We start from the raw sequence: 18,559 nt of genomic DNA, 5'->3' as shown, positions 1-18,559 counted from the left end.
TTCATCCCCGAACTGATCGCCCACTGGCGGGCCGGCCGCCTGCCGCTGGAAAAGCTGGTCAAGACCTTCCCCTTCGCCGCGATCAATGAGGCCATCGAGGCCCAGCACCACGGCGACTGCGTCAAGGTCGTGCTGACCCTGCCGGAGGGCTAGTCGCGCGGAAGGCGGTGCGTGATCAGCCGAGCTTGTTGCCAGCCTCGTTCCAATCCGCAACTATCGGTAGTGATTGACGGAGCCGGCATGCAGCAACGACAGAAATGTAGTCTCGGCGCTTTTTTGGACCAAATTCGCGCCGCCAGACCGATCTTGCTTGTTCTTGCATTGACGGCCTGCGCCGCCGCAGATCGCCCAACCGCATCACCGGCCCCAGGAACTTCTCGTAGCCAAGCTTGCGCAATGGCCGGCGAGCAGTGCCTCAAGAGTCTCGGACCTGAGGCTGGTTGCGAAGCGAGCCAGTTGCTTTGTGAAGCAGCTTCAGCCCAGGCCATTGAGGCCTCCCGAGATGCTGTCGCCCGACCCTCCAGATATCGACCGAGAAGCGCCAGCCTATCGCCGTCTCCGCCACCCAACCCGAGTGGCGAAGCGCCTGACGATCACTCCGATCCACAGATTGTAACGGAATGTCTGGCCTACTTACATCAGCTGGTGGTGGTCAGACTTTCAGGAACGATTGACCGCACGCTCGTGACCGTCAATTCAAAGGCAGGAGTAGTTTGGCGGGCCGATTTCACGATTTCCGCGAGCGGGAAACCTTATGCAGAGCGCTACACCTGCTCTCGCCTTGGGTCGTCGATGACACCGATCGTGATGCTCGGTGGGAGATCGTTGATCGATCCTCTCCCACCATCCTGAAACAAATCGCTCAGGCGCCAGAAGGCGAACTACGCCATTGATTGCAAGGATTTAGGGCGGAAAATCCTAGTTCCGGCCGGGATAGGCGACCTTCGAGAACGGCCAGTCGCTGGCGATCCAGGCCTTCAGGGTCTCGAAGAGCCGCGCATCCAGTTCGGCCGCGTGGCTTGCGCGGATCCAGCAATAGGCCTCGGCGTCGCAGCCCTCGCGTGCGGTCGGGTTGATGTAGAGGCAGCCCAGGCAGAGCGCCTCGTCATGGCTCATCACCGTGTAGGCGAAGGAGCGGCGGATCTTGAACTCCTTGTGGTGCCAGCCAAGGTCGATCAGGTCGTCCTCGAAGGTCAGGCCCTGAGGCCATTTGCCGTTCGGCCCGAACACGCCACGCAGGTGATCGACGCTGCTCATCACCGCGTCATAGTCCTTGACCACATCGCTGATCAGCAGCGGCCGGATCACGAACTCCGGCTGCTCCAGCCGCAGGGGCACGACGAAATCGGCGGGCACGAAGGGGGTCACAGGGCCTTCTCCATCACGATGAAGCTCAGGTCCGGCACGCGCGGCTGGCCGATCTGGTCGTTGTCATAGGGAAAGGGCCGGGTCTCGCCGGTCTCCGCATAGCCGCGCCGCTCATACCAGGCGATCAGGGTGTCGCGGATCGAAACCACGGTCATGCGGATGCGTCGGGCGCCCTTGGCGGCCGCGAACGCCTCGCCGCCCTCCAGCAGGGTGCGGCCGAGCTTGCGGTCCTGCTGGTCGGGCCTGATGGTCAGCATGCCCAGATACCAGACCCCCGGCTCGGCGGGCTCCAGCCAGACCGTGCCGAGCAGCGGCGCGTCGGGCGCGTCCTTGAACATCAAGAGCGCCGCGTCCCGCTGAGCGGCCAGATCGCGGCGCAGGATCGCAGCGTCCGTGCGCTGGCCGTCGAGATAGTCGGCCTCGGTGGTCCAGCCGGCGCGGGAGCTTTCACCGCGATAGGCGGAATTGACCAGGGCGGCGACGGCGTCGAGATCGGTGTCGGTGGCGAGATAGAGCGGCATGGCCAAAGCTGATCGCCGATTTCCCGGCCCGCCGCAACGCCCCGCGCCTTGCCTTCCGCCGCGATCTCGCCGAGCGTCTGGCCCAAGGACAAAAGGGAGGAACGCGGGTGCTGACCGAGATCGATCGGGTGCTGCTGGCGACGCCGGACTCCGCGGCTGCGGCGGCCAAGTGGAAGACCCTGTTGGGCGCCGAGGAGGCCGGCCGCGATACCCTGCCCGGCCTGGGCGCCACTCGCCTGACCCTGAGGCTCGGGACCTCCGATATCGAACTGCTGGAGCCGGACGGGACCGGCGCCGTCGACGACGCGCTCAAGCGACGGGGCCGCGCCCATCTGTTCGCCGCCGGGGCCGCATCGCCTGACCCTGCGGCGGTGGCGAAAACCGCCGTGGCCGCTGGCGCCGCGCACCGCCACGCCGACGGTCGCGACTACCTGACCCTGACCATCGAGAACGCCCCCATCGCCTTCGTGATCTCGCCCCCGGCCGAGCGCGAGCGGGTCGGCGGGATCGACTTTCTCTACGAGGCCACGGTGCTGGCCGCCGACCAGGCCGGCGCGGTCGCCCAGATCCGCGACGCCTTCGGCCTCGACGAGACCTGCTTCACCACCATCACCTCGGAGGCCTTCGGCTATACCGGCGTGCTGACCCTGTTCGAGAAGGGCAAGCTGCACCGGTTCGAAGTCATCACCGCCACCGACCTCGACAAGACGCTGGGTCGCTACCAGTCCCGCGAGGGCGCCGGCTTCTACATGGCTTTCGCCGAGAGCCGTGACATGGGCGCCATCGAGCGGGCGGCCGGCGGCGCGGGCATCACCATAGACCGGCCGGCGACCCGGCCCGCTGACCTCAATTCCGACCAGCTCTGGCTGCATCCGCCCAGCCTGGGCGGCATGATGCTGGGCATCTCGCGCCCAACCATGGCCTGGACCTGGTCCGGCCACCCCGAACGGGTCGAAAGGATCGACGCATGAGCGAACCCATTCTGAAGGTCGCCGACGAAGGTCGAGTCCGCATCCTGACCCTGAACCGGCCCGCCCAGCTCAATTCCATGAGCGACGCCCTCTATGATGCGGTCGGCCACGCCCTGAACCTCGCCGCCGCCGATCCGGGCGTGGCGGTGGTGATCCTGACCGGCGAGGGCCGCGCCTTCTGCGCCGGCCAGGACCTGGCGGAGATGGAGAACCGTCCGACCTATCCGCCGGGCGAGGTCCATGGCTTCGGCCCGTTCATGGATGCGCTGGACAGCTTCGAGAAGCCGCTGATCGCGGCGGTCAACGGTCTGGGCGTCGGCATTGGCCTGACCCTGCTGCCCTATTGCGACTTCGTGTTCATGGACGAGGGCGCGCGACTGAGGGCGCCGTTCGTCACTCTGGGCGTCACGGCCGAAGCCGGCTCGACCGCCCTGCTGCCGGCCCTGGTCGGGTGGTCGAACACCGCCGACATCGTCTATACGGGCCGCTGGATCGACGCGCCCACCGCCGTCGCCATGGGCCTGGCCCGTGAGGTCGCGCCGGCCGGAACCGTGCTCGACCGGGCCCGCGCCCAGGCGGCCCTGATCGCCCCCAATCCCATCGTCTCCCTGGTCGCCACCAAGCGGCTCTTGATCCACGCCCGCCTCGACGCCGCCCGCGCCGCCCGGGCCCGGGAGGACGCCGTGTTCCGGGGCCTGGAGGGCGGCCCCGCCAATCTCGAAGCCCTGGCCGCCTTCCGCGAGAAGCGACCGGCGGACTTCAGCAAACTCTGACCGCCCAGGAGCGCGCGCCATGGAACATGATTTTCAGGCCGCGCTCGAAGCCGGCGACCTGGCCGGCCTGCGCGCCTGTCCCAAGGCCGACCTGCACATCCATGCGGTCATGGGCGGCGACCGCGATTTCATCCGCGAGCGGACCGGCCGCGACATCGCCCCCCTGGAGGGCGTGCTCGGCTCCATGGACGAGATGCATGCCTGGGTCGATGACACGACCGGCGGGGTGTTCAGGGGCGCGGCCGGGCGGGCGCTGGCCTTCGAGGCCACCTTCGTCCAGGCGGTGAAGGACGGGGTGACCCGGATCGAGGTCGGCGAGGACGTCTGGGGCATCACCCAGCAGGACGGCACGCCCGGCGCGGTCTGGCGGATGTTGACCCAGGCCCACGCTGCGTACGGCGCCCAGATCGACTGGGTCCCCCAGATGGGCCTGTCCCGGCACTGTCCCTACGCGGCGCTCGACTGGTGGATGACCCCCCTGCTGGGGCTTGGAACATTCAAGACCATCGACCTCTCCGGCGACGAGTTCGCCCAGCCGATCGAGGTGTTCGTTCCCCTCTATCGCAAGGCCAAGGCCGCGGGCCTGAAGCTCAAGGCCCATGTCGGCGAGTGGGGGACCGCCGACGATGTCTGGCGCGCCGTCGAGCTGCTGGAGCTGGACGAGGTGCAGCACGGCATAGCCGCAGCGGACTCGCCCCAGGTGATGCGCATGCTGGCCGACGCGGGCGTAAGGCTGAACCTCTGCCCAACCTCGAACCTCAAGCTCGGCCGGGTGGCGCGGATGGCCGACCATCCGATCCGCCGGCTCTACGACGCCGGGGTGCGGGTGACGGTCAACACCGACGACCCGCTGATGTTCGGCAATGGGGTGTCGCAGGAATTCCTGGCCCTGTTCCAGGCGGGCGTCATGACCGCCGCCGAGCTGGACGCGATCCGGATTGAGGGCCTGAGCTAGGATCCGCCGCGCGGTCCGATCCGGGTCAGGATCACCGCGCCGATCCCGAAGACGGTCATGGCTCCGCCCCAGACGATATCGAGGTTCAGCCCGGTGGTCGCGAGCTTGAGATGGGCGGCGGGCGTGATCAGGCCGGCCAGGATCAGCAGCAGGCCGATGCCGGTGAACAACAGGCCGATGGGCAGGCGGATATCCATGGCCGATCTCACCAGAACACGAGGTTGAGGACCAGGGTCACGGCCAGCACGATCGCCCCCAGCACCACCGGATTGCGCAGCCAGCCGCCACCTGGCTCGTCGAGCTTGGGCGTCAGGCTATAGACCAGCCCGACAAGCTCGGCCTCGGCGCGCGGCCGGGTGATCAGGCTGCCGGCCACGGTCAGGCCGAAGCACAGGCTCCAGGCCCAGATGGCCGTCCAGAAGTTCTGGGCCATCTCGCTGGGATAGGTGTGCATGACCGCCAGCCAGCCGCCCTTGATCCCCGGGACCGAGCCCAGCGGCAGGGTCAGGCCGTGGTGCAGGGCCGCGCCCGCAGTGCCCAGCACCAGGCCCCAGAAGGCGCCGTGGCCGGTGGCCCGTTTCCAGAACATGCCGAGCAGGAAGGTCGCAAACACCGGGGCGTTCACGAAGGCGCAGATCAGCTGGATCAGATCCATGATGTTGTTGAACTGGCTGGCCATATAGGCCGCGCCAACCGACAGCAGGATCCCCACCGCCGTGGTGATCCGCCCGACCGCCAGATAGTGGGCGTCGCTGCCCTCCGGCTTCAGATAGGCCTGGTAGAGATCATAGGTCCAGACGGTGTTGAACGCCGTCACATTGCCGGCCATGCCCGACATGAAGCTGGCCAGCAGGGCCGTCAGCCCCAGGCCCAGCATGCCGGTCGGAAAGGTGTGGATCAGCAGATTGGGGGTCGCCAGATCATAGTCCAGCTGAGGCTTGCCGGCCGAGTCCAGCATGGGCTTGCCGGTGGTGGCGTCGAGCTTGATCGGGATGACCGACGCCGCCTGGACCTGCCCGGGCCCCGCCCCATGGGCCGGCGCCATGGCCGCCGTGGTCAGGGTCAGGGCCGCGAGGCCCGGAATGATCACCAGGAACGGGAAGAACATCTTGAAGCCGGCGGCGATCAGCGGCGTGCGTCGGGCAGAGGCCATGGAGTCCGCCGCCATGGCCCGCTGGACCACCAGGAAGTCGGTGCACCAGTAACCGAAGGACAGGACGAAACCCAAGCCCATGACCAGGCCGAAGCCGTCCACCCCCAGTCGGTTGGTCGCCGGGTTCCCCATCCCCTGCCAGGCATGGGTGTAGGCGGGCCCGAGCGTCGCCTTGATCCCCTCCCAGCCGCCGGCGCTCTTCAGCCCAAACCAGGCCAGCGGCGCGAAGCCGGCGACGATCAGGAAGAACTGCAGGACTTCGTTGTAGATCGCCCCTCGCAGGCCGCCCATGTAGATATAGACCAGCACCACCAGGGCCGAGGCCAGTATGGCGGCGTGGAAGATCCAGGCCTGGGGCAGGCCCACCGCCGCGAAGGGCGCGTCCAGCACGTGCAGGGTCTGGATCAGCTTGGCCATGGCGTACATCGAGACGCCGGAGCCGATGATGGTCATCACCGCGAAGCTCAGCGCATTGAAGGCCCGCGTCTTCTCATCGAAGCGCATGCGCAGATATTCCGGCGCGGAGCGGGCCTTGGAGCCGTAATAGAACGGCATCATGAACACGCCGATGAACACCATCGCCGGTATGGCGCCCAGCCAATAGAAGTGCGCCGTGGCGATGCCGTACTTGGCGCCCGAGGCGCCCATGCCGATCACCTCCTGCGCTCCCAGATTGGCGGAGATGAAGGCCAGGCCGCAGACCCAGGCCGGGATTGAGCGTCCGGCCAGGAAGAAGTCGGTCCCGCTCTTGGTCCGCCGGGCGGCCAGCCAGCCGATCAACAGGACCACGACGAGATAGAGGCCCAGGATCAGGCCATCGATGGCGCCCAGATGCACGTCGTCCCCCCGCACGTTTTGCAAGGATAGTTCGACTACGCCGGGCGACCCGTCAAATCCGTTGCGCTACAAGGCCGCGTTTAGTCCCCGCCCGGAGCGCCTTCCCATGACCACTGGCTCCTGTCTCTGCGGTTCGATCCGTTTCGAGATCACCGGCGCCCTGCCGGATATCCAGGTCTGCCATTGCGGCGCGTGCCGGAAGGCGCAAGGCGGGCCGTTCGCGACGAACCTGCCCGTCACCGAGGCCAATTTCCGCTTCACCTCCGGCCAGGAGACGCTGCGCGCCTATGAGAGCTCGCCGGGCAAGGAGCGGCTGTTCTGCGGCCAATGCGGTTCACCGATGTTCAGCCGCACCGCCGCGATTCCGGGCGTCGTGCGGGTGCGTGCCGGAACCCTGGACGCCCCGGTCGCCGCCCGACCTGCGGTCCACAACTTCGTGGGCTCCAAGGCCGACTGGTGGGAGATCACCGACGCCCTGCCGCAACACCTCGAGCGCAAGCCTGGCTAGGGCCTGGGGTCAAGCCGGGCGATCCCGCCCCCGGGCAGGTGCGCCTCGTAGCTGCTGAACCGCGGATCCGGCTTCATATAGTCGGTGGAGACATATTGGGCGCCGGAGGCGAAGGCCGCCACCTGGCGCGCGCGGTCGTTGGTCCTAGCCTCGACCGTGTCGGCGTCGGCCCGGGTGCGCACGATGATCCCGGCCGTCACCGCCGCCTGGATGCGGGCGGCCAGCTCGATCGGCTCGTTGAGCGTGATGTAGCCGGCGGCCGGCGAGGTCTCCTCGACATTGACGAACATCGCCCGGCCCTCCAGCGACTTGCGGGCGCCCCGATAGAGGCTGGTCTTTTCGGGGCCCTCATCCATGGCGAACATCACCTTGCCGCGCGCGGCCTTCAGCTTCGGCCAGCCAGTGGTCGCTACCGCCTCGCGCAGGGTGGCCGCCTTGCCCTGGACCTTGTCGGGGGTGATCAACTCGGATTCCGGGAAGACCGAGCGGATCTCGGCGTCGATGGCGTCCATCGCCTTGGCGTCGAAGGGCAGCAGGGGCGTCGCGCCGGGGAACGGGATGTTGTCGTCCTTCAGGTTCATGATGATCAGGATCGGCACGTGGTCGCGATGCGCCCGCGACCAGGCGCGGACCTCGGTCAGGCAGGCGACGAAGGTCGGGCAGACGCTGCGATAGTCGATGTCCGGCACATGCATGACCTTCAGGCCGGGCGCCATCATCGGGGCGGCGTCATAGGGCGCCTGGGCCGCGTCCTTGCCGAGCTTCAGCCCCAGGGGCGAGGCGTAGCGGCCGCCTTGCGGATCGTAGACATAGTCCAGCTCCAGCTGGCGGGCGCCGGCGTTCAGCTGCTCGGTCAGGGGCGGATGGCTGTAGTCGAGGCCGGCGGCGGTCTTGGGACTGATCGCCTTGAGGTTGGCCATCTCGACCGGAGATATGGCGGACTTGTAGCTGTTGTGGGTGCCGATCACCTGCATGGCGTTCATCGGCAGGGCGTCAACCCGGGCGCGCGTGCAGCCGGGCCCACCGGCGGGATGCTCCAGATCGCAGCCGGCGGCCAGGGCCACGACGGCGGCCAATATCGACGCGATCATGATTTGCATCCCCCAAAATCGGTCCCGACAGACGGCCGAATCTTTGGCCGAGGGACGCATGTAACCACCCGCTTGCAAAGGATTTTTCAACACCTGCCATGCGATGTCGAAGGGCGTAGTCAGAATGACTCCTCAAGGACCCCAATGGTCGACACCCTGGATGCCGTTTCCCCCGCCCCGTTCCCCGTTGGGACCGGCGGACCGTCCGATCCGAGCCTGTTTCACAGGGTGCTCGAAAACCATATCAAGGGCCTGGCCCTCACCTCAGCCTTCGACGTCGCCGCCAGCCTGATCCTGGCTGTCATCGGCCACCCCTGGTTGGCGCTGGCCATGGCGCCGGCCTGCCTGGCCGCCGACCTGGGTCTGCGCGCGCTCTATCGCGGGTGGCTCGCCCGGGCCGACAGCATGGACGCCGCCATCGGCCTGACGTGGCACGCCCGCTGCGTCCTGGCGCGCGGGGTCGTGACCCTGGCCGCGCCAACCGCCCTGATGCTGATGCGCCCGCAACCGGCTGACCTGGTCTTCCTTGGCCTGATCGCCAGTGGCGTGCTGCTGGTCAGCGTCATTCAGTCGGTCCTGGCGCCGCAGATCTTCCGCCAGGCGGTGATCCCGCCCATGACCGCCCTCGCCGCCCTGGTCTTCGCCGTCCAGGCGCGCAGCGTCGATCTCGCCCTGTTCGGCGCCCTGGTCTGGCTGGGCCTGATCGCCGCCATGATCGGCAAGATGGCCACCCGCACCAAGGACGACCTGCTCGACCGTCAGGACGAGAAGAACCGGCTGATCGACCATCTGACCACCGCCCGGGACGCCGCCGAGGACGCCCGCGAGGACGCCCGCCGCGCCAGCCTGGCCAAGTCGACCTTCCTCGCCACCATGAGCCACGAGATTCGCACCCCGATGAACGGGGTCCTGGGCATGGCCCAGCTGCTGCAACGCTCCGACATGACCCCCGCCCAGCGCCAGCAGGTCGAGACCCTGATCAAGAGCGGCGAGCTGCTGATGGTCATCCTCAACGACATCCTCGACCTGTCGAAGATCGACGCCGGCCAGATGGAGATCTCCAAGACCAGCTGCGACCTGCGCACCCTGCTGGCCGAGATGGAGATCTTCTGGGCGCCCACCGCCGCCGAACGCGGCCTGGCGCTCAGCGTCGAGGTGGCCGAGGCCGTGCCCGCCTATGCCGCCCTCGATCCCCGCCGCGTCCGCCAGGTGCTGTTCAACCTGGTCGGCAACGCCCTGAAGTTCACCCGCGAGGGCGGGGTCTCGGTGACCCTGACCTGCGAGGGCGACGACGCCCTGGTCTTCGCCGTGTCCGACACCGGCGTCGGCATCGATGAATTCGACATGCCCCACCTGTTCGAGATGTTCAGCCAGGTGGACGCCACCGACGTGCGCCGCTTCGCTGGCGCGGGCCTGGGCCTGGCGATCTGCAAGGAGCTGTCTGGCCTGATGGGCGGCTCGGTCGCCGTGGAGAGCGTCCTCGACCAGGGTTCGACCTTCCGGGTCCGTCTGCCGCTGGAAGTCACCGAGGCCCCGGCCCTGGCCGACCTCGCCGCCCAGGCGATCACCGAGGAAGAAGCCCCGGTGCTGTCGATCCTGGCCGCCGACGACAATCCGACCAACCTGATCGTGCTGGAACAGTTACTGGGCGCCATGGGCTTCGTGGTCCGCAAGGCGGCCGGCGGTCGCGAGGCCCTGGAGGCCCTGACCTCCCAGGCCTTCGACCTGGTGCTGATGGACATCCAGATGCCGGAAATGACCGGGATCGACGTGCTCCAGGCCCTGCGCGCCACCCCCGGCCCCAACCGCGCCACGCCGCTGATCGCGGTGACCGCCGACGCCATGACCCTGGGCGCCGAGCGCTACACCGAACTGGGCTTCGCGGGCTATGTCACCAAGCCGGTCCAGGTGAAGAACCTGGTCTCGGCCATGATGGCGGCCGTGGCCAATCCCGACGAGGAAGAGCAGGACGGCGGGGTCGCGGCCTCGGCCTGACCTCGCGCCTCGCCTACCTCGGTGGGCGCACCACTGTGATCACCAGCGGTTCGGCCGGATAGCGGCCGGCCAGCACATCGGGCAACAATTCCAGAAGGCGCTCCGGATAGACGCGCTCGTCGGTCGCGACGAGCTCGTCAAAGGTCCACCAGCGCAGGTCGTCGACCAGATCGATCTCGTGGGCTTCCCAACCGGCGCGGCTGACCTCGCCGCCGGCGCAACGGGCGACGACATAGGTCTCGCGGAACAGCACGGTCTCCCCGCTGGCCAGGGCGCCGACTCCCTCGCGCAGCCAGACCACAGGGCCCAGCTCGACCTCGGTGAAGCCGGTCTCCTCAGCGATCTCGCGCAGGGCGCCGACCTCCAGGCTTTCGCCGGGCTCAAGCCCACCGCCCACGGTGAACCAGGCGCTGGTCCCGGCCGGCCGGTTGGGCAGCCGGCCCTTCATCAGCAGGATGCGCCCCTCGGCGTCGAACAACAGGACCCGGGCGGTGGGCCGGTGGCGCAGGGCGGAAGTCTCGGACATGGGCGGCAGCAAGCCTGGACCAGGGGCGAAAATCAACCGCCCCGAACCCCGCCGCCTCGCCCCGTTTCGGGTTACATGACCCCCGGATCGACGCTGGGTTGCGACACTAAACCCTGGAACTTCAACTGGAATTTAAGGCCGATCAGCGAGGATTGCTCGAAATCTCAGGAACGCGCCCTTGTCGCTCGCATCGCACCGACTGCTCGGCTTCGCCTTCGCGAGCGCCGACCTCCTGCTGGAGGTCGCCACCAATGGGACCATCAGCGTCGCGATCGGCGCCAGCGAGGCGATCTCCGGCGCGCCGGAGACCGTGGTCAATGGCCGGCCCTGGCGGGAATTCATCGACGCCCGCGACTGGTCCATGGTCCAGGCCCTGTTCGACGGCTCGACACCTGGCCGCCGTGGCGGGCCCGTCGTGGTCAGCCTGGCCGCCACAGGCCGGGGCCCGCGGGCAGCCGCCCTGTCGACCTTCTGCCTGCCCGGCAATGACGGGGCCATCTCCTGCGCCCTGACCCGCGCCGCGCCCAAGACGGTGCACGGCCTGCACGACAAGGCCTCCTTCGAGGCGGTCACCACCTCGCTGTTCGAATCCGCCCAGCAGACCGGCCTGGATCTCGAACTGGCCCTCGTTGAGATGGGCGGCCTGGCCGCTCTGCGCGCGAAGGTCGGGCCCGAGGCGGCCAAGACCCTGGACGATCGCCTGTCCGGCATCCTGCTCGCCCAGAGCTATGGCGGGGCGGCGGCCCAGTTGGCCGACGACCGCTTCGCCCTGGTGCGCCAGCACGGCGAGCCCGCCGACGGGGTCACCAAGCGCATCCTGGGCCTGCTGGCCCTGGCCGCCGAAGACAGCCTGGCGCCCCAGGCCTCAGCCATCCCGCTGCGGGTCGACGCCGCCAGCCCGGGCCAGGCGATCCGCGCCATTCGCTATTCCCTCGACACCTTCATCCGCGACGGCCTGCCCGGCGTGCCGCCCGGCACCCTGGATGACGCCGTCACCCAGTCGGTGAAACGAACCCTGAGTGAGGTCAGCGTCCTGCAGAAGGCGCTGAACGGCCGCGACTTCCGGCTGATCTACCAGCCCGTGGTCGACCTGAAGGCCAATTCCAAGCTGCATCACCACGAGGTCCTGGTCCGGTTCGGCGACGACGCCAGTCCGTTCCCGATGATCCGCATGGCCGAGGAGCTGGACCTGATCCAGCTGCTCGACATCGCCGTGGTCGAGCGCACGGTCCAGAAGCTGATGACCGACACCTCGGCGCGGCTGGCGGTCAATGTTTCGGGCCGCACCATCGTCAATGTCGAGTTCATGGGCGCTGTGAAGCGTCTGCTCGCCGCCTATCCGGCCGCCAAGAAGCGGCTGATGTTCGAACTGACCGAAAGCTCGGCCATCGACGACCTGGGCCAGGCCGACCGTCACCTGCAGATGCTGCGCGCCGAGGGCTGCCTGGTCTGCCTGGACGACTTCGGGGCGGGCGCGGCTTCCCTGGCCTATCTCCAGCACCTGTCGCTCGACATCGTGAAGATTGACGGCCGCTATATCCGCGACATCGAGCATGGCGGCCGCCAGTCCACCTTCATCCGTCACCTGGTCAATATGTGCGGCGAGATGGGCGTGAAGACCGTAGCCGAGATGGTCGAGAGCGCCGAGGCGGAGGACGCCGTGCGCAAGGCCGGCGTCGACTATGCCCAGGGCTGGCTCTACGGCCCCGGTACGGACACCCCCCAGGCGCCGATCAACCTCGCCCCGACCCGCCCGGCGGCGCGCCGGGTCGGGTCGGTCGACAGCTGGGGCTAGAACCGCCCCGCATCGTTTCAGGTCTGGGTGGCCAGCCACTCGGACATGTGACGCTCCAGCACCGTCATCGGCATGGAGCCGGACAGGAGCGCCGCGTCATGCCAGGCCTTCAGATCGAAGCGCGCCCCCAGCTTGGCCTTGGCCGCGTCGCGCACCCGGTTCCACACGGTGTGACCGACCTTGTAGCTGCAAGCCTGGCCCGGTGAGACGCAGTAGCGTTCCACCTCGCGCTGGGCGCGGCTGCGCGGATAGCCGGTGACGCTGACCATGTAGTCGGTGGCCTGGTCGCGGCTCCAGCCCTTGGCGTGGAGGCCGGTGTCGATCACCAGCCGTGAAGCGCGGAACAGCAGCGACTGCAGATATCCGGCCTGGCCGAGCGGATCGCCCTGATAGACGCCGATCTCATCGGCCAGCTGCTCGGCATAGAGCGCCCAGCCCTCCGAGAAGGCCGAGAAGCCGCCGCCGGTGCGCCGGATGATCGGGATCTTCGTGCTCTCCTGGGCGAGCGCGATCTGCAGGTGATGGCCCGGCACCGCCTCGTGATAGACGAGGGTCGGCAGATTGTACTTCGGCCAGTCATGCGTCTCCTTCAGGTTGATGAAGAAGTTGGCCGGGCGCGAGCCGTCGATCGCCGCGCTCTGATAGTAGCCGTTGGACGCCCCGTCCTGGATGAAGGCCGGCACCCGCTTCACCTCGACCTTGGCCTTGGGCAGGGTGGAGAAGGCCAGGGGCAGCTTCTTGTAGACCTCGCCGATCTGCACATTGAGCGCGGCCAGCAGGGCGGCGCGCCCCTCGTCGGTGTTGTCATAGAGCTGGTCGGGACGGTTGTTCAGGCCGGTCAGGCGCTCGGCCACCGTGCCGGAGGCCAGACCCTGGCCCTTCAGGATGGCGTCCAGGCGGGTGGTGATCTCGGCCACCTGGGTCAGGCCCAGCTGGTGCACCTGGTCGGGCGTCAAGTCGGTTGTGGTCGAGGCGCGAACCGCGTCCTGATAATAGGCCGCGCCATTCTTCAGCTTGCCGATCCCCGCGACGCTGGTGGCCTGGGCGCGGGCCGCCTGGACGGCCGTGATCTGGCGATCCAGGGCCGGGAAGATCTCCTCGGCGACGATCTTGGCGGCCGGAGCGGCGTAGTCCGCCGTCAGCCCCGCCGCCTTGGCCTTGGCGACCAGGGAGGTCACCATCACCGTCTTCTCGGCCGGCTGGTCGCGCAGCGCCTTGAGCTGGGCCAGGGACAGGTCGCAGACGAAGTCGGGCGGCACGACGCCGGCCGCAACGTCGGCCTTCATCCGATCCAGGTCCTGGTCCAGGGCCCCGCTGAAGGCGTGCAGCCGCGACAGCCAGGCGTCGGCGTCCGCCGCCGTGACGATCTTGTGCTGATTGTCCAGGAAGTCGGGGACCGACTGATAGACCCCGCTCTGCTGGCTGATCACATAGGGGCTGAAGCGCCCGCCGGCCGAGCCGAACTTGTACTTGTCGCCGGCGTTGAGCGCCGTCTGGTTCTGATAGAGCACCACGTCCAGATCGACCTTGGCGGCGTCGGACAGCGCCTCGCGCTTGATCGCCTTCAGCGCCGCGACCCGGCCGCGAACGGCCTCCAGTCGCCGCGCCCGGCCGGCGGCGGAGTTGTCGTCCAGCTGGCCCTTGAGGGCGGCGCGGGGCCCCTTGTCGAGGCCCAGGCTGGTGGCTCGCTGCGGGCTCTCGTCGACCTGCTGCTCGAACATCTGATCGAGCAACGCCTTCAGGCGCGCATCCTCGGTCGTCTGGGCGAAGGCCGGAGCGGCGGTGAGCAGGGCCGCGCCGGCGCTGGTCGCCAGAAATGAACGGCGATCAATATTTTTCATGAAAACAATATCCTGAAAACAATCTCTAAAGTCACATCACAGCTGCCCGCGCCCGAAGTCAGCGTCACAGCTGTTACGCCGACCCTAGGCGCCCGCCCGCCGGCCCGACAAGGCGAGGCGTCCGGCGGCGGACATTAATTCTCCGTAATGGAGACCTATCGTCGCAAGACGAGGGGACAACCGCCGGGGGCTGGTCCGGATAACCGTTTCGTCGCATATGCCTCCTATAGATCGGGACACCACACGGCTGCTCCCTCCGACGAAAGCCCGCACGTGACGACCTCCCCCGACTGGACCCGACGCCTGGCGCCCTACAAGCAGGCCAGCCTCCGCCGCAGCGTCTTCGAACTGACCCTCACCGCCGCTGCGCTCTGCGCCCTGTGGGGCCTGGGCTGGCTGGCGTTCAAGGACGGCTGGTGGGGCGCGGCCCTGCTGCTGACCATCCCTGCGGCGATCTTCCTGGTCCGGCTGTTCATGATCCAGCACGACTGCGGCCACGGCGCCTTCTTCCAGACCAAGGCCGCCAATGAGTGGGTCGGCCGGGCCATCGGCGTCCTGACTCTCACCCCCTATGACTACTGGCGGCGCACCCACGCCATGCATCACGCGACGTCGGGCAATCTCGACCGGCGCGGCCTGGGGGTGATCGAGATGCTCACCGTCGAGGAATATCTCGCCCTGTCGCCGATCCGCCGGCTGGGCTACCGCCTCTATCGCAATCCGCTGGTGATGTTCGGCCTGGGCCCGGCCTTCGTGTTCTTCATCCAGCAACGCGTGCCGGTCGGGCTGATGCGCGAGGGCTGGCGCCCCTGGGTCTCCACCCTGGGCAACAGCCTGGCGGCCCTGGTCGGCTGCGCCGTCCTGGTCTGGCTGGTCGGCCTCGCCCCCATACTGATCGTCAACGCCCTGACCATGCTGATCGCCGCCACCATCGGGGTCTGGCTGTTCTTCGTGCAGCACCAGTTCGAGGGCGTGGCCTGGGCGCGCCACTCCGATTGGCAGCGCGAGGACGCGGCGCTGCTGGGCAGCTCGCACTATGACCTGCCGCCGGTGATGCGCTGGCTGACCGCCAATATCGGCATCCACCACGTGCACCACCTGTCCAGCCGCATCCCCTTCTACCGCCTCACCGAGGTGCTCTCCGACCATCCGGAACTGAAAGGCGTCAGCCGGATCGGCCTGCGTGAAAGCCTCAGCTGCGTTCCCCTGGCCCTTTGGGATGAGGCCGGCCAGAAGCTGGTCTCGTTCAGCGAACTGCGTCGCCGCGACCGTCTCGCCGCCTGACCTGGCATTCCGTGGCGTAAGCCTCCCCTCGCGTCACCGTTGACTAAGACCGCCGGCCCGACGCCAACTGCCCCCAAGCACAACAAGACTTGGGAGGCGGCCATGACCGGGTGGCTATTCGCGGATGTCTGGGAAGCGATCGCCGGGGCGCAGCCGGACAGGCCGGCCCTGATCCAGGGGGAGCGCGTGGTGACCTGGGGCGCCTTCGACGCCCGGGCCGACGCACTGGCCGCCCGACTGGTGGCCGCTGGCGTGGGATCAGACGCCAAGGTCGCGGCCTATCTCTATAACGGCCCGGAATATCTTGAGGTCTATTACGCGGCCTTCAAGGCGGGGCTGGACCCCATCAACACCAACTATCGTTATGGCGGCGAGGAGCTGGTCTACCTCTTCGACAACGCCGACGCCGAGGTGGTGGTGTTCCACGCGGGCTTCACTGAGACGCTGGAGGCCATCCGCCCGCGCCTGCCCAAGGTGAAGCTGTGGATCGCGGTCGCCGAGCCCGGCCATCCGGCTCCGGCCTGGGCCGAGGACTACGAGACCATCGTCGCCAAGACCCCCGCCCAGCGGCCCGTGAGGGCGTCCTGGGGGCGCTCCCCCGACGATCTGGTGCTGCTCTACACCGGCGGCACCACTGGCATGCCCAAGGGCGTGATGTGGCGGCAGGACGATCTGTTCCAGGTGCTGGGCGCCGGCGGCAATGCGGCGTTGGGCATCGCGCCGGCGACCTCGATCCCGGAGCTGATCGCCCGCATCCAGGGGCCCGAGCACCTTCGCGCGACGATGATCACCGCCGCGCCGCTGATGCACGGGACCGGTCAGTTCTCGGCGTTCATCTCGCTCATTTCCGGCGGCACGGTCTGCACCCTGCCCTCGCGCAAGTTCGACGCGGTCGAGTTGTGGAATGAGACCGAGCGGCTGAAGGCGACCAATATCGTGCTGGTGGGGCTGGCCTTCTCCACCCCCATGCTCGAGGCGCTCGAGGCCGATCCCGGCCGCTGGGACCTTTCGAGCATCCGCGCCATGAGCTCGTCCGGCTCCATGTGGAGCCAGGAGAACAAGCGCGGCCTGCTCAGCCACATCCCCGGCGCCATGATCGCCGACAGCTTCGGCTCGTCGGAGGCGGTGGGGCTTGGCGCCTCCGCGTCAGCGGCCGGAGCCGAGGCCCAGACCGCGGCCTTCATGCTGGGCCCGAACACGGCGGTGTTCACCGAGGATGGCCGGCGGGTGGAGCCGGGCTCGGGCGAGCGAGGCCTGGTGGCGGTGTCCGGCTTCCTGCCGATGGGCTATTACAAGGACGAAGCGAAGAGCGCCAAAACCTTCCTGACTTTCGAGGGAACCCGCTGGTCGGTGCCGGGCGACTGGGCCGAGGTCAATGCCGATGGCACGCTGAAACTGCTCGGCCGCGGCTCGCAATGCATCAACACCGGCGGCGAGAAGGTCTTCCCGGAAGAGGTCGAGGAGGCGCTGAAAACCCACGCCCACGTGCGCGACGCGGTCGTGGTGGGGGTGCCAGATCCGCGCTTCGGCGAGCGCATCTGCGCGGTGGTGGAGCCGGAGGGCGCCCACGACCTGACGCTCGCCGCGATGTCGGACCACGTGAAGACCCAGCTGGCCCACTACAAGGCGCCGCGCGAACTCGTAGTGGTCGAGTCCATCGGCCGCGCCCCCAACGGCAAGGTCGACTACAAGGCGGTCAAGGCGCTGGCCCTGGTCGCCCTTGGGGTCCAGGCCTAGCTGTCGGAGCCTGCATCGGCCTTGATCTGGGCGGCGGCGGCGGCGGCGGCCTGGCGATCCTGCTTCTCGACCACCTGGGTCAGGCCCTGGAGGATCAGCGCGCGTTCTTCCGGGCCAGCCTCGGACCGGTGCAGCAGCCGCATCGAGCCCAGGTGCACCTTGACGCTCATGGGATTGATCCGCCCCGTCTCGCTGGCCCGATCGATCAGATCGCAGAGCGAGCGCGAGGCCTGGGCCAGGCTGTCGTCGGTCAGCACCGCGCAGGCCGAGATCACCCGGGTCGAGGCCTTGTACATCTCCTCGATGTCGTAGCCCGGCTGGGCGGCCAGGGCGTCCATGGCGGCCATGGCGGCGTCGATCTCGCTCAGGAACTCCTCGCGGTGTCCATCGATCACGCCCTGGCCGCGCTTCAGGGCCTCGCCCACATGCAAGCCGCCGCTCTTCTGGATCATCGAGGCCAACCGAGGCTTCACATGGTATTTCTTAACGACGCTCATAGCGCGGCCTTCTGTGCGACGATCATGTTGTTGAGTTCATCCTGGCTCAGGTTCGGCTCCTGGGCCGCGCCCATCTCGATGGGCTTGTCGTCCCTGCGGCGGCCGTCCGGAAACTCCGCGGGCGGCCCCATCTGCTTGAAGCGTCGATCGGGCCCCACATAGCTGTCGGTCTCGATGAACACCCGGCTGGCCTGGGCCACCCAGAAGATACGCTGCAGGATCACCGCCGGGGTGATCGGCTTGGCGATGATGAAATTGGCGCCGCAGTCGCGGGCCTTGATCACGTGCGATTTGCGGGTGTGGGCCGTGACCACGATGGTCGGCGTCAGCCGCCCGGCGTCGCCGCCCTCGCGGCGCAGCCAGTGGACGAACTCATAGCCGTCCATAACCGGCATCTGGCCGTCAGTCAGGATCAGGTCGAAAGTCTGGCGTTTGCAGACCTCCACCGCCTCCATGGCGCTGGTGCAGCGCACCTGGTCGCGCAGGCCAAAGCTGGTGAGGACGCTCGACAACAGGTCCAGCGCCTGCTGATTGTCGTCGATCACGAGGGCCGTGGCCTTCTCGAGATTGATCCGCGTGGTGGTCTGCATGCTCGGGCCCAGGGCGCGCGGGCAGGCCTCGCGCAGCCTGTCTTGGTTAAGGGCCGGAAGTAAATTTCAGGTTCCAATTTCGCACAGGTCACCCGGATTGGGCGGCCGATGAGAGCA

17 protein-coding genes are annotated in these 18,559 nt (G+C 68.0%); 8 read left to right on the top strand and 9 right to left on the bottom strand.

Annotation, left to right across the window (positions count from 1 at the left end; translation table 11 throughout):
* Nucleotides 1-918 precede the first annotated feature (918 nt).
* Both Q7P21_RS03960 and Q7P21_RS03955 read right to left on the bottom strand, forming a co-directional pair.
* Nucleotides 919-1,368, bottom strand: coding sequence for a hypothetical protein (locus Q7P21_RS03960; RefSeq protein WP_304169079.1), 450 nt, complete (start codon nt 1,366-1,368; stop codon nt 919-921).
* Entirely contained in the window at nt 1,365-1,889 is a 525-nt protein-coding gene (locus tag Q7P21_RS03955) for a GNAT family N-acetyltransferase (RefSeq protein ID WP_304169080.1), read from the bottom strand. The genes Q7P21_RS03960 and Q7P21_RS03955 overlap by 4 nt, the downstream gene beginning before the upstream one ends.
* A 107-nt stretch (nt 1,890-1,996) precedes the next feature.
* Here Q7P21_RS03955 and Q7P21_RS03950 point away from each other — a divergent pair, with 107 nt between their 5' ends.
* The 3 genes from Q7P21_RS03950 to Q7P21_RS03940 are packed head-to-tail and all read left to right on the top strand — an operon-like array spanning nt 1,997 to nt 4,588.
* Nucleotides 1,997-2,860 carry a hypothetical protein gene (locus Q7P21_RS03950; protein ID WP_304175843.1) on the top strand — a complete coding sequence of 288 codons (864 nt, stop codon included), beginning with the start codon at nt 1,997-1,999 and terminating at the stop codon, nt 2,858-2,860.
* A complete protein-coding gene (locus Q7P21_RS03945) occupies nt 2,857-3,633 on the top strand; it encodes an enoyl-CoA hydratase/isomerase family protein (RefSeq protein WP_304175842.1) in 777 nt (258 codons plus the stop codon). The genes Q7P21_RS03950 and Q7P21_RS03945 overlap by 4 nt, the downstream gene beginning before the upstream one ends.
* Nucleotides 3,634-3,652: 19 nt before the next feature.
* Nucleotides 3,653-4,588 carry a hypothetical protein gene (locus Q7P21_RS03940; RefSeq protein ID WP_304169089.1) on the top strand — a complete coding sequence of 312 codons (936 nt, stop codon included), beginning with the start codon at nt 3,653-3,655 and terminating at the stop codon, nt 4,586-4,588.
* Here the strand turns inward: Q7P21_RS03940 and Q7P21_RS03935 are convergent.
* Both Q7P21_RS03935 and Q7P21_RS03930 read right to left on the bottom strand, forming a co-directional pair.
* A complete protein-coding gene (locus Q7P21_RS03935) occupies nt 4,585-4,785 on the bottom strand; it encodes a hypothetical protein (protein ID WP_304169092.1) in 201 nt (66 codons plus the stop codon). The two genes, Q7P21_RS03940 and Q7P21_RS03935, sit on opposite strands and share 4 nt — an antisense overlap.
* An 8-nt stretch (nt 4,786-4,793) precedes the next feature.
* Nucleotides 4,794-6,593 carry a sodium:solute symporter family protein gene (locus Q7P21_RS03930; protein ID WP_304169110.1) on the bottom strand — a complete coding sequence of 600 codons (1,800 nt, stop codon included), beginning with the start codon at nt 6,591-6,593 and terminating at the stop codon, nt 4,794-4,796.
* Between the two features lie 91 nt (nt 6,594-6,684).
* On the opposite strand from Q7P21_RS03930, the gene Q7P21_RS03925 reads away from it, so the two are divergent.
* Nucleotides 6,685-7,086 carry a GFA family protein gene (locus Q7P21_RS03925; RefSeq protein WP_304175840.1) on the top strand — a complete coding sequence of 134 codons (402 nt, stop codon included), beginning with the start codon at nt 6,685-6,687 and terminating at the stop codon, nt 7,084-7,086.
* On the opposite strand, the gene Q7P21_RS03920 is transcribed toward Q7P21_RS03925, so the two are convergent.
* Complete coding sequence (locus Q7P21_RS03920; RefSeq protein WP_304175839.1) at nt 7,083-8,177, bottom strand: phosphatidylinositol-specific phospholipase C1-like protein; 1,095 nt, start codon at nt 8,175-8,177, stop codon at nt 7,083-7,085. The genes Q7P21_RS03925 and Q7P21_RS03920 overlap by 4 nt on opposite strands.
* A 228-nt stretch (nt 8,178-8,405) precedes the next feature.
* On the opposite strand from Q7P21_RS03920, the gene Q7P21_RS03915 reads away from it, so the two are divergent.
* Nucleotides 8,406-10,172: an ATP-binding protein gene (locus Q7P21_RS03915; protein WP_304169101.1), complete on the top strand. Its 1,767-nt coding sequence runs from the start codon at nt 8,406-8,408 to the stop codon at nt 10,170-10,172.
* Nucleotides 10,173-10,185: 13 nt separating this feature from the next.
* Here Q7P21_RS03915 and Q7P21_RS03910 read toward each other — a convergent pair whose 3' ends face one another.
* On the bottom strand, nt 10,186-10,698 hold the full coding sequence (locus Q7P21_RS03910) for an NUDIX hydrolase (RefSeq protein WP_304169103.1): 513 nt from the start codon (nt 10,696-10,698) through the stop codon (nt 10,186-10,188).
* Nucleotides 10,699-10,876: 178 nt separating this feature from the next.
* Here Q7P21_RS03910 and Q7P21_RS03905 point away from each other — a divergent pair, with 178 nt between their 5' ends.
* On the top strand, nt 10,877-12,493 hold the full coding sequence (locus Q7P21_RS03905) for an EAL domain-containing protein (protein WP_304175836.1): 1,617 nt from the start codon (nt 10,877-10,879) through the stop codon (nt 12,491-12,493).
* 17 nt (nt 12,494-12,510) lie between these two features.
* On the opposite strand, the gene Q7P21_RS03900 is transcribed toward Q7P21_RS03905, so the two are convergent.
* Entirely contained in the window at nt 12,511-14,334 is a 1,824-nt protein-coding gene (locus Q7P21_RS03900; RefSeq protein WP_304175834.1) for a DUF885 family protein, read from the bottom strand.
* 273 nt (nt 14,335-14,607) lie between these two features.
* Here Q7P21_RS03900 and Q7P21_RS03895 point away from each other — a divergent pair, with 273 nt between their 5' ends.
* Entirely contained in the window at nt 14,608-15,618 is a 1,011-nt protein-coding gene (locus Q7P21_RS03895; protein WP_304168947.1) for a fatty acid desaturase, read from the top strand.
* 102 nt (nt 15,619-15,720) lie between these two features.
* Nucleotides 15,721-17,355, top strand: coding sequence for an AMP-binding protein (locus tag Q7P21_RS03890; protein WP_304175832.1), 1,635 nt, complete (start codon nt 15,721-15,723; stop codon nt 17,353-17,355).
* Here Q7P21_RS03890 and Q7P21_RS03885 read toward each other — a convergent pair.
* Nucleotides 17,352-17,852 carry a hypothetical protein gene (locus Q7P21_RS03885; RefSeq protein ID WP_304168951.1) on the bottom strand — a complete coding sequence of 167 codons (501 nt, stop codon included), beginning with the start codon at nt 17,850-17,852 and terminating at the stop codon, nt 17,352-17,354. The genes Q7P21_RS03890 and Q7P21_RS03885 overlap by 4 nt on opposite strands.
* Nucleotides 17,849-18,442 carry a response regulator gene (locus tag Q7P21_RS03880; RefSeq protein ID WP_304168953.1) on the bottom strand — a complete coding sequence of 198 codons (594 nt, stop codon included), beginning with the start codon at nt 18,440-18,442 and terminating at the stop codon, nt 17,849-17,851. Before Q7P21_RS03880 ends, Q7P21_RS03885 begins: the two co-directional genes overlap by 4 nt.
* Between the last annotated feature and the right edge of the window lie 117 nt (nt 18,443-18,559).

The sequence above is a fragment of the Phenylobacterium aquaticum genome (genome assembly GCF_947378715.1).
GTDB classification, from domain to species: domain Bacteria; phylum Pseudomonadota; class Alphaproteobacteria; order Caulobacterales; family Caulobacteraceae; genus Phenylobacterium; species Phenylobacterium aquaticum_A.
This window is presented reverse-complemented; position numbering and strand designations above follow the sequence as displayed.

Bases quoted from the DNA above. Each gene is read 5' to 3' on its own strand.
- Q7P21_RS03955 (WP_304169080.1), bottom strand. From the start codon at position 1,889: ATGCCGCTCTATCTCGCCACCGACACCGATCTCGACGCCGTCGCCGCC.
- Q7P21_RS03945 (WP_304175842.1), top strand. From the start codon at position 2,857: ATGAGCGAACCCATTCTGAAGGTCGCCGACGAAGGTCGAGTCCGCATC.
- Q7P21_RS03940 (WP_304169089.1), top strand. From the start codon at position 3,653: ATGGAACATGATTTTCAGGCCGCGCTCGAAGCCGGCGACCTGGCCGGC.
- Q7P21_RS03935 (WP_304169092.1), bottom strand. From the start codon at position 4,785: ATGGATATCCGCCTGCCCATCGGCCTGTTGTTCACCGGCATCGGCCTG.
- Q7P21_RS03925 (WP_304175840.1), top strand. From the start codon at position 6,685: ATGACCACTGGCTCCTGTCTCTGCGGTTCGATCCGTTTCGAGATCACC.
- Q7P21_RS03920 (WP_304175839.1), bottom strand. From the start codon at position 8,177: ATGATCGCGTCGATATTGGCCGCCGTCGTGGCCCTGGCCGCCGGCTGC.
- Q7P21_RS03910 (WP_304169103.1), bottom strand. From the start codon at position 10,698: ATGTCCGAGACTTCCGCCCTGCGCCACCGGCCCACCGCCCGGGTCCTG.
- Q7P21_RS03900 (WP_304175834.1), bottom strand. From the start codon at position 14,334: ATGAAAAATATTGATCGCCGTTCATTTCTGGCGACCAGCGCCGGCGCG.
- Q7P21_RS03890 (WP_304175832.1), top strand. From the start codon at position 15,721: ATGACCGGGTGGCTATTCGCGGATGTCTGGGAAGCGATCGCCGGGGCG.
- Q7P21_RS03885 (WP_304168951.1), bottom strand. From the start codon at position 17,852: ATGAGCGTCGTTAAGAAATACCATGTGAAGCCTCGGTTGGCCTCGATG.
- Q7P21_RS03880 (WP_304168953.1), bottom strand. From the start codon at position 18,442: ATGCAGACCACCACGCGGATCAATCTCGAGAAGGCCACGGCCCTCGTG.